Source organism: Micromonospora yasonensis, assembly GCF_026013475.1.
In the GTDB taxonomy this organism is placed as follows: domain Bacteria; phylum Actinomycetota; class Actinomycetes; order Mycobacteriales; family Micromonosporaceae; genus Micromonospora; species Micromonospora yasonensis.
In genome coordinates, this window is the sequence record NZ_JAPDPH010000192.1 from 1 (window position 1) to 13,209 (window position 13,209).

The window sequence follows — 13,209 nt, forward strand, 5'->3', positions numbered from 1 at the left end:
CGGGCAGACGGGCTACGCGATCGACACCGCCGGGGCGCCCACCGCGGCGCAGCGGCAGCGGCTCGGCACCGAACTGGCCCCGCTCGCCGCGCTGAGCGTGCAGGTGGAGGAGGAGGGCCGGTCCGACCAGCGGCCGTTGCTGCTGCTGCTCTCCGTCGGCGCCGGGCTGATCACGCTGGGCGCGGCCGGCGTGGCCACCGGCCTCGCCGCCGCCGAGGGCCGCCGCGACCTCTCCACGCTCGCCGCGGTCGGGGCCGATCCCGGGGTACGCCGGCTGCTGGCGGTCTGCCAGGCCGGGGTGATCGCGGTGCTCGGCTCGGTGCTCGGGCTGGTCGCCGGCCTCGGCTCGGCGGCCATCATCCTGGTCTCGCTCAACCGGCGGTACGCGCAGGCATGGCCGGTCCCGGAGCCGTACCCGCTGGTGGTGCCGGGGCTGACCGTCGCCGTGCTGGTGGTGGTGCCGCTGGTGGCCATGCTGGGCGCGGGGCTGCTCACCCGGTCCCGGCTGCCGGTGGAACGCCGGCTGGACTGAGCCCGGGTGGACCGGCCGTGCCGGGGCTGCCGCGCCGTCCCCGGGGCCGGCACACTGGGCGGGTGTCCACCCTGCGAACCCTCGCCCGCCGCCTCGGTCACCAGAAGTGGTTCGCCGCCACCCTGCGCCTGCTCGTCCCCGCCGACCGGCTGGTCGGCCGGCTGACGAAGGGTCGGGTGGTCGCGCTCGGGCTGGTGCCGTCCCTGGTCATCACCACCACCGGCCGCCGCTCCGGCAAGCCGCGCAGCAACCCGCTGCTGTACGTGCCGGACGGCGACGCGTACGTGGTGATCGGCTCGAACTGGGGGCAGCAGCACCAGCCGGCCTGGTCGTCGAACCTGCTCGCCCGGCCCGCCGCCGAGATCGACGTCCGGGGATGCCGGATCCCGGTACGCGCCGAACTGGTCAGTGGCGACGAGCGGGACCGACTCTTCGCCCGCCTGGTCGCCGAGTGGCCGGCCTACCGGACGTACGTGGAACGGGCCGGCGGCCGGGAGATCCGCGTCTTCCGCCTGGTCCCGACCGGCGAGCCCGGCCGAGGTAGGTAGGCGAGATCGTGCTCGATGCGGGAAGTAGTGGCATCAGAGCGCGCGCTCGACGCCACTCGATCCACGATCGAGCACGATCTTGCGCGACGGCCGATGCGCCGCCTGTCGTGGTGAGCCAGCCGCACCAGACCCCGGGCGCGGCGAACGGGCGGGCCCGCGTGGCCTGGCTAGGGTGGTTGCGGGCGACGTGCGCCGGCCGCCGACGGCGGCCCGCCCGCGGACGGAGGTGGACCGTGGACGCCAGCGGCGCGGAACTGGAGACCGACCGGTACCTGGACGATCCCCGGTGGCGGGTCGCCGAGCGGGTGAGCGAAGCGGCGCTGCGCCGGTTCCCGGCCGACATCCTCGCCGTGGCGGTGCACGGCCCGCTCGCGCACGGCGACGACGACGGCGGCGGGGACGGCGAGGTGGGGCTGCTGCTGGCGACCTACCGGCCGGGCAGCGGACCGGCGCCGGCCACCCGGCGGGTGGACGGGGTGCTGGTCGACCTCACCGTCGCCGGGGCCGACGACTACCTGCGGCAGGCCCGCACGATCACCCCGCTCTGGCCGTTGACCGCCGACCGGTACGTCACCACCCGGGCGCTGCGCGACCCGACCGGCTGGCTGCGCACCCTGCGCGACGAGCACCTGGCCCGGCTGGCCCGGGCCCGCCCGGCCGAGTTCACCGCCGCCGCCCGCCAGGCCTGGTACCGGGGCAGCGCGGCGCACGCCCGGGCGCTGCGGCTCGCCGAGTGGTACGAGACCGACCAGGCGCTGCTCATGCTCGGCGAGGCCCGGCTCGCGGCAGCCACCGTGCAGGGGCTGTTCAGCCGCACCTACTTCCGCGACCCCGGCGACGCGGTACGGCGTACCGGACTGGCCGCCGCCGACATGACCGAGGTGGGTACGGTGCTCGCCAAGCAGGCCGAGGAACTGTCCGCCCGAGGCCGCCCGGTCGACGGCACCGTCGACGACCTCCTCACCGGTTGATCCGGGTGGCCGGCGTTAACAGGGGGCCCCTGCTATGCCGTAGGCGTTAACAGGGGGCCCTTCCTTTCCCTCAGCCGGCTTGGACGCCGATGAGGGCGCCGACCAGGTAGGTCGCGGCGGCGGCCAGGGTGCCGAGCAGGAACTGGCGCAGGCCGCTGGACCACCAGGGCCGCTTGGTGAACCGGGCGACGACCGCGCCGGCCACGAAGAGGCCCACCCCGCCGACGCCGAGCGCCAGCCAGAGGCTGGTGAAACCGAGCAGGTAGGTGATCAGGGGCACCAGCGCCCCCACCGAGAAGCAGAGGAACGACGAGACGGCCGCCGCCCACGGGCTCGGCTGCTCGTCCGGGTCGATGCCCAACTCCTCCCGGACGTGCACCCGCAGGGCCTCCTCCGGGTTGCGCCGGACCGCCTCGGCCACCTGCATGGCCAGGTCCCGGGGCAGGCCGCGGGCTACCCAGGCGGCGGCCAGCTCGCGGGCCTCCGCCTCGGGGTGGCGCTCCAGCTCGCGCCGCTCCTTGGCCACCTCGGCGGCCACCTGCTCGTTGGACGACCGGACGCTGGTGTACTCCCCCAGCCCCATCGAGATGGCCCCGGCGACCAGGCCGGCGGCGCCGGTGAGCACGACGCTGCGCGGCGAGACGCCCCCGCCGCCCACGCCGGCGATCAGCGCGATGTTGGTGACCAGGCCGTCCATCGCGCCGAACACGGCCGGTCGGAGCCAGCCGCCGGCCACGTCCGCGTGGTGCGCCTCGCGCAGCGCCGCCGGGGTCTCGGTCACGGCAGCGTGAGGATCTCGTAACCGTCGTCGGTCACGACGATCGTGTGCTCGAACTGCGCCGTCCACTTGCGGTCCTTGGTGACCACGGTCCAGCCGTCGTCCCACATGTCGTACTGGTAGGTGCCGAGGGTGATCATCGGCTCGATGGTGAACGTCATGCCCGGCTCCATCACGTCGGTGGGCCGCGGGCTGTCGTAGTGCGGCACGTACAGGCCGCTGTGGAAGGACTCGCCGATGCCGTGGCCGGTGAAGTCCCGGACCACGCCGTAGCCGAACCGTTTCGCGTAGGACTCGATGACCCGGCCGATGACGTTGATCTGCCGGCCCGGGGCGACCGCCTTGATGCCCCGCATCATCGCCTGGTGGGTCCGCTCGACCAGCAGGCGGGCCTCCTCGCTGACCTCGCCCACGCAGAAGGTGGCGTCGGTGTCGCCGTGCACCCCGTCGAGGTACGCGGTGACGTCGACGTTGATGATGTCGCCGTCCTGGAGCACGGTCGAGTCCGGGATGCCGTGGCAGATCACCTCGTTGAGGCTGGTGCAGCAGGACTTCGGGAAGCCCTTGTAGCCCAGCGTCGACGGGTAGGCGCCGTGGTCGCAGAGGAACTCGTGGACCACCTTGTCGATCTCGTCGGTGGTCACCCCGGGCTTGCAGTGCTCGCCGGCGAGCTGGGTGGCCTGGGCGGCGAGCCGGCCGGCGACGCGCATCTTCTCGATGGTCTCCGGCGTCTGCACGTGCGAGCCGCGCCACTCCTGCGGACGCTTCTTGCCCACGTACTCGGGACGCGGGATGTGAGCGGGCACCGCTCGCCACGGAGAGAGCGTGCCAGGGGTCAGCGGCGCACGGACGGTCATGGCCCCAGCCTATCGCCGCGCCCTCCGGTGTCCCCCGCCACGGCCGGGTCGGCCGGGTTGTTGCCGCGCCGCAAGCGCTGTGCCATTGTTGCTCCGTGGATCTAGGGGGCGCACCTCCAGTCTTCTCCGCCAGCACGGAGGTCGACGATGAGCACCTCCGTGTCGTGGTGACCGGCGAGGTCGACATGGCTACCGCCGACACCATGTTCCAGACCGTCCTGCGCGAGCCGGCCCGGCAGGTCACGCTCGACCTGCGGGCGGTCACCTTCTTCGACTCGGCGGCGATCCACGCGGTGGTCCGGCTGGCCCAGCACTACCCGGGCGCGCTGGCCGTGCTGCCGTCCCGCCAGGTACGCCGGGTACTGGCGATCGCCGGCCTCGGCGAGCAGGACTGGCTGCTGCCCGCCTGAACAGGCGGCCCGCCGCCCGCGCCGCCCGGCCCTCAGTCCGCCAGCCGGCGGCGCAGCGTCACCTCGGTGCCCTCGTCGGTCCGGGTCACCGACAGCTCACCGAGCGCCTGGATCAGCGCCAGCCCGCGGCCCCGGAAGCTCGACCCGGTCGACTCCCGCCAGTGTCCGCTGTCCCGGACCGTGGCGGTCACCGTACGGTCCTCGATCGTCACCTCGACGCCGATCACCGCCTCGCTCGGGGCGACCGGGTGCTCGATGGCGTTCGCGGCGGCCTCGGAGATCGCCACGGTGAGGTCGAACAGGTCGGTCTCGCCGACGTGGTGGGCGACCAGGAAGTCCTCCAGCCGCTTGCGCAGCACGCTGAGCCGGGTCGGATCGGCCGGCAGTCGCAGGGCGAAGCGGTTCAGCTCGGCCGCCTCCAACGCCAGCACCGCCACGTCGTCGTGCCGGGCCCGCCCGGCCACCCGCTCGACCACCGCGTCGACCAGGTCGGCCAGGTGCTCGCCCCGGGTAACCGCGTCCAGCCGGAGCTGGCCGAGGCCGGCGTCGATCCCGCCGAGCCGCCGGTCCTCGATCAGGCCGTCGGTGTAGAGCAGCAGCCGGCCGCCGGGGGCAAGTTGCCCCTCGACAGTCCGGTACTCGGTCTGCGGAATGGCGCCGATCGGCGGCCCGAGGGCACGGTCGTGCAGGAACGCCACGTCGTCGCCGCTGATCAGCAGGGGCGACGGATGGCCCGCGCTGGCGTACCGGAGCCGGCCGGTGCGCGGCGTGAACCAGAGGCAGACCACGGTGGCGAAGGAACCGCCCTCGGTGGAGCCGACCAGGTGGTTGAGCCGGGTCAGCGCCGGGCCCGGGGCGAAGCCCTCCAGCACGTACGCCCGCAGCGCGTTGCGGAGCTGGCCCATCGCGGCGGCGGCACGGACCCCCTTGCCCACCACGTCGCCGATCACCAGCACCAGCTCGTCGTCGGGGGTGCGGATCACGTCGTACCAGTCGCCGCCCACCTCGACGTCGGCGCTGCCCGGCAGGTAGCGGCTGGCCACCACCGCGCCGGGCAGCTGCGGCAGCGTCCGCGGCAGCAGGCTGTGCTGGAGGGTGGTGGCGATCCGGTGCTCGGCCTCGTAGAGCTGGGCGTTCTCCAGCCGGACGCCGACCAGCCGGGCCAGCTCGGCGAGCGCGGCCTGCTCGGTGCCGCCGTCCTCCCGGCGCCAGACCCGCAGCTCGCCCAACTGCTCCCCGGTGGTGCCGGTCAGCGGCAGCACCGCCGACGGATCGAGCGGCGTGTCTCCGCCGCCGTCCGCCTCGTACCGCGCGCCGGAGGTGGTCAGCACCACCCGGGCGGCCTCGGCGAGGCTGAGCGCGTGCCGGGCGGCGACCTGCACCACGTCGGCCGTCGACCGGGCGGTGTTGATCGCGACCGCCGCGTCGGCGAGGGCGCGCAGCTGGCGGATGATCTGCCCGCGCAGCTGGCCCAGCTCGACGTTGGCCCGGACCCGGGCGATCAGCTCCAGGCTGGAGAAGGGCTTGGTCAGGTAGTCGTCGGCACCGACAGCGAGCCCGGCGACCTCCTCGGCCGAACCGGCCCGGGCGGAGAGAAGCACGATCGGCACGTGCCGGGTGACCGGGTCGGCCCGCAGCGCGGCGACCAGCGCGAAGCCGTCCAGCCGCGGCATCATCACGTCGGCCAGCACCAGGTCGAACGGGGAGGCGACGGCCAGCCGCAGGGCCTCCACCCCGTCCGGCACGGCGACCACCTCGTACGAGCGGGAGAGCAGCCGGCTGACGTGCTCGCGCAGGTCGGCGTTGTCGTCGGCGAGCAGGATCCGGCCCGACCCGGCCGGCTCGGCGGTCGGCTCGGGCAGGGCCGCCTCGTCGGCCCAGAGCGCGGTCTCGGCGGCGTAGAGCCGGGCCTGTTCCGGCTCGCCGGTCGGCGCCGGCGCGAGCGCGGCCACCCGGTCGGCGGGCAGGTGACCGTACCCGAACGGGACGGTGATCGTGAAGGTCGTGCCCCGGTCGACGGCGCTGCGCGCCTCGGCCGTACCGCCGTGCATCTCGACCAGCTCGCGGACCAGGGCGAGCCCGATGCCGGTGCCCTCATGGGTGCGGGAGCGTACCCCGGGCACCCGGTGGAACCGCTCGAAGACGTGCGGCAGCTCGTCCGGGGCGATGCCGACCCCGCTGTCAGCCACCTCCAGCACCGCGCTGCCCTCGCCGGCCCGGATCCGGACCCGGATCTCGCCGTCGAAGGTGAACTTGACGGCGTTGGACAACAGGTTCAGGACGATCTTCTCCCACATGTCCCGGTCGACGTAGACCGGCGCGGGCAGCGGTGGGCAGTCGACGATCAACCGCAGCCCGGCACGCTCGGTGGTCGAGCGGAAGGTGCTGGCCAGCCGGGACGTGTAGTCGGCCAGGTCGGTGGGCTGGTAGCCGGCTGTCAGCCGGCCGGACTCCAGCCGGGAGAAGTCCAGTACGGTATTGACCAGCTTGAGCAGCCGCAGCGCGTTGCGGTGCACCATGCCCAGCCGCTCGGGGTACGGGGCCGGTAGCGCCGGGTCGGCGAGCAGGTCCTCCAGCGGGCCGAGGACCAGGGTGAGCGGGGTGCGGAACTCGTGGCTGACGTTGGCGAAGAAGTTCGTCTTGGCCCGGTCCAGCGCGGCCAACTCGGCGGCCCGGGCGCGCTCCTGCTCGTACGCCCGCTGCTGGCCGACCGCCCGGGAGATCTGGGCGGCGACCAGGTCGACGAAGTCGCGGTAGTCGTCGCCGAACGGCAGCCGGCGGGTGATCCCGAGCAGCAGCACGGCCGCCGGCTCGCTGGGGGCGGTGAGCGGCAGCACGAGGGCGTGGTCGGCGGCGTCCGGCGGCACCTCGCCGAGCAGCTCGGCGACCGACACCCAGCGGGTCCCGCTCTCCGCGGCGCCCGGCTCGGGCGGCCCGCCGAGCGCGCCCGGCGGCACGCCCGCACAACCGGCCAGCACCGGCTCGCCGGCCTCGTCGGGCAGCCAGAGCGCGCTGAACGGCAGGTCGGACCGGTGGGCGTCGAGCACCCGGGCGACGGCCCGGCCCAGCTCGACGGTGCTCTGCACGTCGGCCAGCTCGGTGCCCAGCTCGGCCAGGGTGCGGAGCCGGCGCTCGCCGAGCACCCGGCCGGTGGTCTCGTTGACGAAGCAGAAGACGCCGCTGACGCTGCCGTCGGCGTCGCGGATCGGGTCGTACGAGACGTCGAAGTAGACGTCCTCCAGGAAGCCGTGCCGGTTCAGCACGAAGGGGTGGTTCTCGCCCCGGTACGGCACACCGGTGCGGCGTACCCCGTCGAGGAGCGGTCCGAGGACGTCCCAGGTCTCCGCCCAGTGCTCCCGGGCGGAGTGGCCGATCACCGCCGGGTGCTTGTCGCCGATGGTCGGCCGGTAGGCGTCGTTGTAGAAGGCGAGATGGTCCTGGCCCCAGAAGACCACCATCTGCGCGTGCGACGAGAGCATCGTGCTCATCGCGTGGGAGAGTGCGGGTGGCCAGGCGCGCGGCGCGCCGAGCGGGGTGGTCGACCAGTCGAAGGAGCGCAGCCGCTCACCCATCTCGCCGCCGGCGGCGAACGCCGCGGCCAGCAGCGGTGGGAGCTCCACCTCGCCGGTCCCCGAGGACGCACGGCGCCCGTCCTCGCCCCCCTGGGCCGAGCCCATCCAGCCTCCTGCTCCGGCCTTGTCCGCGACGACCGGCGCAGCCACGCCGGCCGCCCCGTCTCCTACCCCGAGCGAGGAGCGACGTAACGCATCGTCGTCGGTCATCGCTGGTCCTTCGCCTCATCCTGGCGTAGCCGTCGCCGGACGGCGACTCGGGCGGTGCCGCGGGGTGGGCCGAGTCGTCGGCTCGATCTTCGCGGACCGGACCGGACGGACACGGATAACGTCCGCCAGGTCCGGAAATCGGGACCTGTGATCCGCGCTACACCCCGCTGCGGCCGTCGGCCGCGGCCCGGACCAGGGCGGTCACCGGGCGCGGGTCCGGGTCGTTCTCCGGATGCCACTGCACCCCGAGCAGGAACCGCCGGGTCGGGTCCTCGACCGCCTCCACCACCCCGTCGTCGGCCCAGCCGGTCACGGCCAGGCCGCCCGGGTCCGCCACCCCCTGATGGTGGTACGAGTTCACCCGATCCAGCCCGGCCATCACCGCGCCGATCCGGCTGCCCGGGGCGAACCGGACCGGGTGCGACCCGTACACCCCGGGCGCCGGGCGGTGGCCGTCGTGGCCGACCACGTCGGGCAGGTGCTGGTGCAGCGCGCCGCCGTGGGCCACGGCGAGCAGCTGCATGCCCCGGCACATCCCGAGCACGGGCAGGTCGGCGGCGAGCGCGGCGGTCAGCAGTGCCAGCTCGCCCACGTCCCGGTCCGGCCGGCTCTCGGTGCGCGGGTCGGGCGGCTGGCCGTACCGCTCCGGGCCGACATCGGCGCCGCCGGCCAGCAGCAGCCCGTCGAGGACCCGCAGCACGTCGGCGTCCGTGTCGTCGGGGGGCAGCACCACGGCCCGGCCGCCGGCCGCGGTGACCGCCCGGACGTACGCCTGCGGCACCAGCGCCGCCGGGACGTCCCGCCACACCGCCCAGCCCGCCGGCTCGACGTACGCGGTGATCCCGATCAGCGGCCGGCTCATAGCGGAGTCACGTAGGCGCCGGTGATCCCGCCGTCCACCACGAACTGGGCGGCGGTCATGAACGAGGCGTCGTCGCTGGCCAGGAAGGCCACCGCGGCGGCGATCTCCTCCGGGTTGCCGAACCGGCCCATCGGCACGTGCACCAGCCGGCGCGCGGCCCGCTCCGGGTCCTTGGCGAACAGCTCCAGCAGCAGCGGGGTCGCGACCGGGCCGGGACAGAGCGCGTTCACCCGGATCCCCTCCCGGGCGAACTGCACGCCCAGCTCGCGGGTCATCGCCAGCACCCCGCCCTTGCTCGCGGTGTACGCGATCTGCGACGTCGCGGCACCCATCAGCGCGACGAACGAGGCGGTGTTGATGATTGAGCCCTTGCCCTGCCGCCGCATGTGCGGGATGACGTACTTGCAGCAGAGATAGACGCTGGTGGTGTTGACCCGCAGCACCCGCTCCCAGGCGTCCAGCCCGGTGTCCAGGATGGAGTCGTCGTCCGGCGGGGAGATGCCGGCGTTGTTGAACGCCACGTCCACCCGTCCGTGCCGGTCGACCACCCCGTCGAACAGGTCCCGCACGGCGGTCTCGTCGGCCACGTCGGCGGCGACGAACTCCCCAGCCACCTCCTCGGCGGCCCGCTTGCCGGCGTCGGCGTCGATGTCGACGCAGACCACCCGCGCCCCTTCGGCGGCGAACCGCCGGACCGTGGCCAGTCCGATCCCGCTGCCCGCGCCGGTCACCACGGCCACCCGGTCCGTCAATCGACCCTGCACTCTGCTCACTCCTCCGTGCTGATGAACACGTTCTTGACGTCGGTGAAGGCGTGCAGCGCGTCCGGTCCCAGCTCACGGCCGAGGCCGGAGCGCTTCATCCCGCCGAACGGGGTCCAGTAGCGCACCGAGGAGTGCGAGTTGACGCTGAGGTTGCCGGACTCGACCGCCCGGGCCACCCGGACCGCCCGGCCCACGTCCCGGGTCCAGATCGAGCCGGAGAGGCCGTACTCGGTGTCGTTGGCCAGCCGGATCGCGTCCGCCTCGTCGTCGAACGGGAGCACCGAGACCACCGGGCCGAAGATCTCCTCGCGCCAGTGCCGGTCGGCCGGGGAGTCGGCGAGCAGCACGGTCGGGGCGTACCAGAAGCCGGGGCCGTCGGGGCGGGAGCCGGTGAAGGCGACCTTCGCCCCATCGACGTAGCCGGCGACCCGGTCCCGGTGGCCGGCGGAGATCAGCGGGCCCATCTCCGCGCTCTCGGCGGCCGGGTCCTCGACCCGCAACGCCCGCACGGCCGGTTCGAGCAGCTCCAGGAAGCGGTCGTACACCGGGCGCTGGACCAGGATCCGGGAGCGGGCGCAGCAGTCCTGGCCGGCGTTGTCGAAGACCGCGTACGGCGCGCTGGCCGCCGCCCGGTCCAGGTCGGCGTCGGCGAAGACCAGGTTCGCCGACTTGCCGCCCAGTTCCAGGGTCACCCGCTTCACCTGGGCGGCGCAGCCGGCCATGATCCGGGTGCCCACCTCGGTGGACCCGGTGAAGCAGACCTTGCGCACCGCCGGGTGGGTGACGAACCGCTCGCCCACCACGCTGCCCTGCCCGGGCAGCACGGTGAACACGTCCTCCGGCAGGCCGGCGTCGAGGGCCAGTTCGGCCAGGCGCAGCGCGGTGAGCGGGGTCAGCTCGGCCGGCTTCAGCACCACCGTGTTGCCGGCCGCGAGGGCGGGGGCGAAGCCCCAGCCGGCGATGGGCATGGGGAAGTTCCACGGCACGATCACCCCGACCACGCCGAGCGGCTCGTGGAAGGTGACGTCGAGCCCGCCCGGCACCGGGATCTGCCTGCCGGTCAGCCGCTCCGGCGCGCCGGCGTAGTAGTCGAGGACGTCCCGGACGTTGCCCGCCTCCCAGCGGGCGTTGCCGATGGTGTGCCCGGCGTTGCGCACCTCCAGCAGCGCCAACTCCTCCACATGCGCGTCCACCACGGCCGCGAACCGCCGGAGCAGCCGCGCCCGGTCCCCCGGCGCCACGTTCCGCCACGTCTCGTACGCCCGCCCCGCCCGCTCGATCGCCGCGTCGGTCTCACCGACCGAGGTGGCCGGCACCTCCCCCAGCACCTCGCCGGTGGCCGGGTTGATCACCTTGGTCACGCGCCCCACCCTTCCGCTCGACACCCGCACCGCGGCTCAGAGGCGTTCGAAGCCACGGGTCAGCTCCCAGTCGGTGACGGCGGCGTCGAAGGCGGTCAGCTCGACGCGGGCGTGGTTGGCGTAGTGGGCGACCACCTCGTCGCCGAAGGCGTCCCTCGCCACGGCGGAGGACTCCCAGAGGGCGAGGGCGTCGCGCAGCGTGCCGGGCACCCGCTCGGCGGTGTCGTCGTCGTAGGCGTTGCCGGTGCACTCGTCGTCCAGCTCCAGCTCCCGCTCGATGCCGTGCACCGCGCCCGCCACCAGCGCGGCGATCGCCAGGTACGGGTTGACGTCCGCCCCCGGCATTCGGTTCTCCACCCGCATGCCCTGGCCGTGGCCGACCAGCCGCAGCGCGCAGGTGCGGTTGTCGGTGCCCCAGCGCAGCGCGGTCGGCGCGAACGAGCCGGGCTGGTAGCGCTTGTAGGAGTTGACGTTCGGGGCGAACAGCAGGCTGAAGTCGCGCATGGTGGCGAGCAGCCCGGCCAGCACCCGCCGCCCGGTCACCGACAGGTGCGCCGGCCCGTCGCCGAGCATGGCCGAGCGGCCGTCGGCGTCGCGCAGCGAGAAGTGGATGTGGCAGGAGTTGCCCTCGCGGGCGTTCGGCTTGGCCATGAAGGTGATCGACATGCCCTCCTGGGCGGCGATCTCCTTCGCCCCGTTCTTGTAGATGACGTGGTGGTCGGCGCAGGCCAGCGCCGCGTCGTAGCGGAAGGCGATCTCGTGCTGGCCGAGGTTGCACTCGCCCTTGGCGCTCTCCGGGGTCAGCCCGGCCCCGGCCATCTCGCTGCGGATCCGGCGCAGCAGCGGCTCCACCCGGGCGGTGCCGAGCAGGGAGTAGTCCACGTTGTACTGGTTGGCCGGGGTCAGGTCGCGGTAGCCGCGTCGCCACGCTTCCTCGTACGAGTCGCGGAACAGCACGAACTCCAGCTCGGTGCCGGCGTACGCGGTCAGCCCGTGGGCGGCCAGCCGGTCGAGCTGCCGGCGCAGGATCTGCCGGGGCGAGGCGATCACCGGGCCGGAGCCGTCCAGCCACTCCAGGTCGGCCAGGAGCAGCGCGCTCCCCGGCTGCCAGGGCATCCGGCGCAGGGTGTCCAGGTCGGGCCGCATCGCGAAGTCGCCGTAGCCGCGGGCCCAGCCCGACATCGCGTACCCGTCGACGGTGTTCATGTCGACGTCGACCGCGAGCAGGTAGTTGCAGCCCTCGCTGCCGTGCGCGACCACCTGGTCGAGGAAGTAGGGGGCGTGGAACCGTTTGCCCTGCAACCGACCCTGCATGTCGGTCAGGGCCAGCACCACGGTGTCGATCTCGCCGTCGGCGACCGCGACCCGCAGCTGTTCGAGCGTGAGCGGAGCTTTCCTCATCGGCGAGCCTCCATAGGAAAGGTCTACTACCGAACCTTTGCATCCGTCAATGGGCGGCTCGGCTCACACGAGCAGCCCGCGCAGCAGTTCCGCCGTACCGTCGCAGTGCTCCTCCATGATCGACCGCGCACCATCCGGATCGCCACCCAGGATCGCGTCGACGACCCGGCGGTGCTGGGCGTCGGAGTGGTCGAGGTTGCGGTCGATCACCGGGATCGCGGCGAGGAGCCGGTCGAGCGTCAACTGCACGTCGGCGACGGCCGCGGCCAACGACGGTGAGCCGCTGGCCGCGGCGATCGCCAGGTGCAGGCGGGAGTCCGAGACGCGGCGGGTGAGCGGGTCGCGATCCCGGGAGGCGGCCAGCGCGGCGACCAGGTGCTGCCGCTCCGGGGCCGACAGGCTGCGGTTGGCGGCCAGCGCCGCCGCGCCCGACTCCAGGACCCGGCGGAAGTCCAGCGCGTCGTGCAGTCGGTCGCCCATCTCGCGGGCCAACTCTCCGGCGTCCGGGCGCCCGCCGGCACCGCGGGCGGGCAGCGCCGACACGACGAAGGTGCCACCGGTTCGCCCCCGCCGGGACTCCAGATAGCCGGCGTCCCGCAGGGCCGCGATCGCCTCCCGCAGCGTCACCCGGCTGACCTGCAGCCGTTCGGCCAGCTCGCGCTCGGCCGGCAGCCGCTCGCCGACCCGGACCATGCCGAGCTTGATGGCCTGGACGAGCCGCGCGACGGTGATCTCGAAGGCGTTGCCGCCGCGCACCGGGCGCCACACCGGAAGGGCGGGTACGGCTGCGGCGCCGCGGTCCCCCGCCGACGCCGGGTCGCCGCTCGCCACCCGGGCCGCGGTGGCGGTCGGCTCGGCAGTCCCGGCGTCGGTCCGCATCGGCCGTCCTCTCCCCAGCGTCCGGTCGGCGTGGCGGGTGCGCCGGCGCGCAGATCGGGAGAGC

The 13,209-nt window shown here is 74.1% G+C and carries 12 protein-coding genes; 4 read left to right on the forward strand and 8 right to left on the reverse strand.

Annotated features, from left to right (window positions below):
* The 3 genes from ONA70_RS28125 to ONA70_RS28135 all read left to right on the forward strand — a co-directional run.
* Positions 1-532: FtsX-like permease family protein (locus ONA70_RS28125; RefSeq protein WP_319958946.1), on the forward strand; the 532-nt coding region annotated here is incomplete at its 5' end.
* Between the two features lie 62 nt (positions 533-594).
* Positions 595-1,080, forward strand: coding sequence for a nitroreductase family deazaflavin-dependent oxidoreductase (locus ONA70_RS28130; protein WP_265009502.1), 486 nt, complete (start codon positions 595-597; stop codon positions 1,078-1,080).
* A gap of 233 nt (positions 1,081-1,313) precedes the next feature.
* Positions 1,314-2,051, forward strand: a complete 738-nt coding sequence (locus tag ONA70_RS28135) for a nucleotidyltransferase domain-containing protein (protein ID WP_265009503.1) — start codon at positions 1,314-1,316, stop codon at positions 2,049-2,051.
* A 70-nt stretch (positions 2,052-2,121) separates the two neighbouring features.
* On the opposite strand, the gene ONA70_RS28140 is transcribed toward ONA70_RS28135, so the two are convergent.
* Both ONA70_RS28140 and map read right to left on the reverse strand, forming a co-directional pair.
* Positions 2,122-2,832 (reverse strand): VIT1/CCC1 transporter family protein, encoded by a 711-nt coding sequence (locus ONA70_RS28140; RefSeq protein ID WP_265009504.1) that lies wholly within the window; start codon positions 2,830-2,832, stop codon positions 2,122-2,124.
* Positions 2,829-3,686: a type I methionyl aminopeptidase gene (map, locus tag ONA70_RS28145; protein WP_265009505.1), complete on the reverse strand. Its 858-nt coding sequence runs from the start codon at positions 3,684-3,686 to the stop codon at positions 2,829-2,831. The genes ONA70_RS28140 and map overlap by 4 nt, the downstream gene beginning before the upstream one ends.
* 185 nt (positions 3,687-3,871) lie before the next feature.
* On the opposite strand from map, the gene ONA70_RS28150 reads away from it, so the two are divergent.
* Entirely contained in the window at positions 3,872-4,096 is a 225-nt protein-coding gene (locus tag ONA70_RS28150) for an STAS domain-containing protein (protein WP_406601253.1), read from the forward strand.
* A gap of 32 nt (positions 4,097-4,128) precedes the next feature.
* Here ONA70_RS28150 and ONA70_RS28155 read toward each other — a convergent pair whose 3' ends face one another.
* The 6 genes from ONA70_RS28155 to ONA70_RS28180 form a co-directional block, all read right to left on the reverse strand.
* A complete protein-coding gene (locus tag ONA70_RS28155) occupies positions 4,129-7,773 on the reverse strand; it encodes a SpoIIE family protein phosphatase (protein ID WP_265009512.1) in 3,645 nt (1,214 codons plus the stop codon).
* A gap of 262 nt (positions 7,774-8,035) precedes the next feature.
* On the reverse strand, positions 8,036-8,740 hold the full coding sequence (locus ONA70_RS28160) for a gamma-glutamyl-gamma-aminobutyrate hydrolase family protein (protein WP_265009507.1): 705 nt from the start codon (positions 8,738-8,740) through the stop codon (positions 8,036-8,038).
* Positions 8,737-9,504: a 3-oxoacyl-ACP reductase gene (locus ONA70_RS28165; protein WP_265009508.1), complete on the reverse strand. Its 768-nt coding sequence runs from the start codon at positions 9,502-9,504 to the stop codon at positions 8,737-8,739. Before ONA70_RS28165 ends, ONA70_RS28160 begins: the two co-directional genes overlap by 4 nt.
* A gap of 5 nt (positions 9,505-9,509) precedes the next feature.
* Positions 9,510-10,865 (reverse strand): aldehyde dehydrogenase family protein, encoded by a 1,356-nt coding sequence (locus ONA70_RS28170; protein WP_265009509.1) that lies wholly within the window; start codon positions 10,863-10,865, stop codon positions 9,510-9,512.
* Between the two features lie 36 nt (positions 10,866-10,901).
* The gene (locus ONA70_RS28175; RefSeq protein WP_265009510.1) at positions 10,902-12,266 is read right to left on the reverse strand and encodes a glutamine synthetase family protein; all 1,365 of its coding nucleotides are present in this window, start codon (positions 12,264-12,266) and stop codon (positions 10,902-10,904) included.
* Positions 12,267-12,329: 63 nt separating this feature from the next.
* Positions 12,330-13,209 (reverse strand): FadR/GntR family transcriptional regulator (locus ONA70_RS28180; protein WP_265009511.1); only part of this gene is annotated, 880 nt, incomplete at its 5' end.

Excerpts from the sequence above, each read along its gene's own strand:
- map (WP_265009505.1), bottom strand. The coding sequence starts at position 3,686 with ATGACCGTCCGTGCGCCGCTGACCCCTGGCACGCTCTCTCCGTGGCGA.
- ONA70_RS28150 (WP_406601253.1), top strand. The coding sequence starts at position 3,872 with ATGGCTACCGCCGACACCATGTTCCAGACCGTCCTGCGCGAGCCGGCC.
- ONA70_RS28155 (WP_265009512.1), bottom strand. The coding sequence starts at position 7,773 with ATGGGCTCGGCCCAGGGGGGCGAGGACGGGCGCCGTGCGTCCTCGGGG.
- ONA70_RS28160 (WP_265009507.1), bottom strand. The coding sequence starts at position 8,740 with ATGAGCCGGCCGCTGATCGGGATCACCGCGTACGTCGAGCCGGCGGGC.
- ONA70_RS28175 (WP_265009510.1), bottom strand. The coding sequence starts at position 12,266 with ATGAGGAAAGCTCCGCTCACGCTCGAACAGCTGCGGGTCGCGGTCGCC.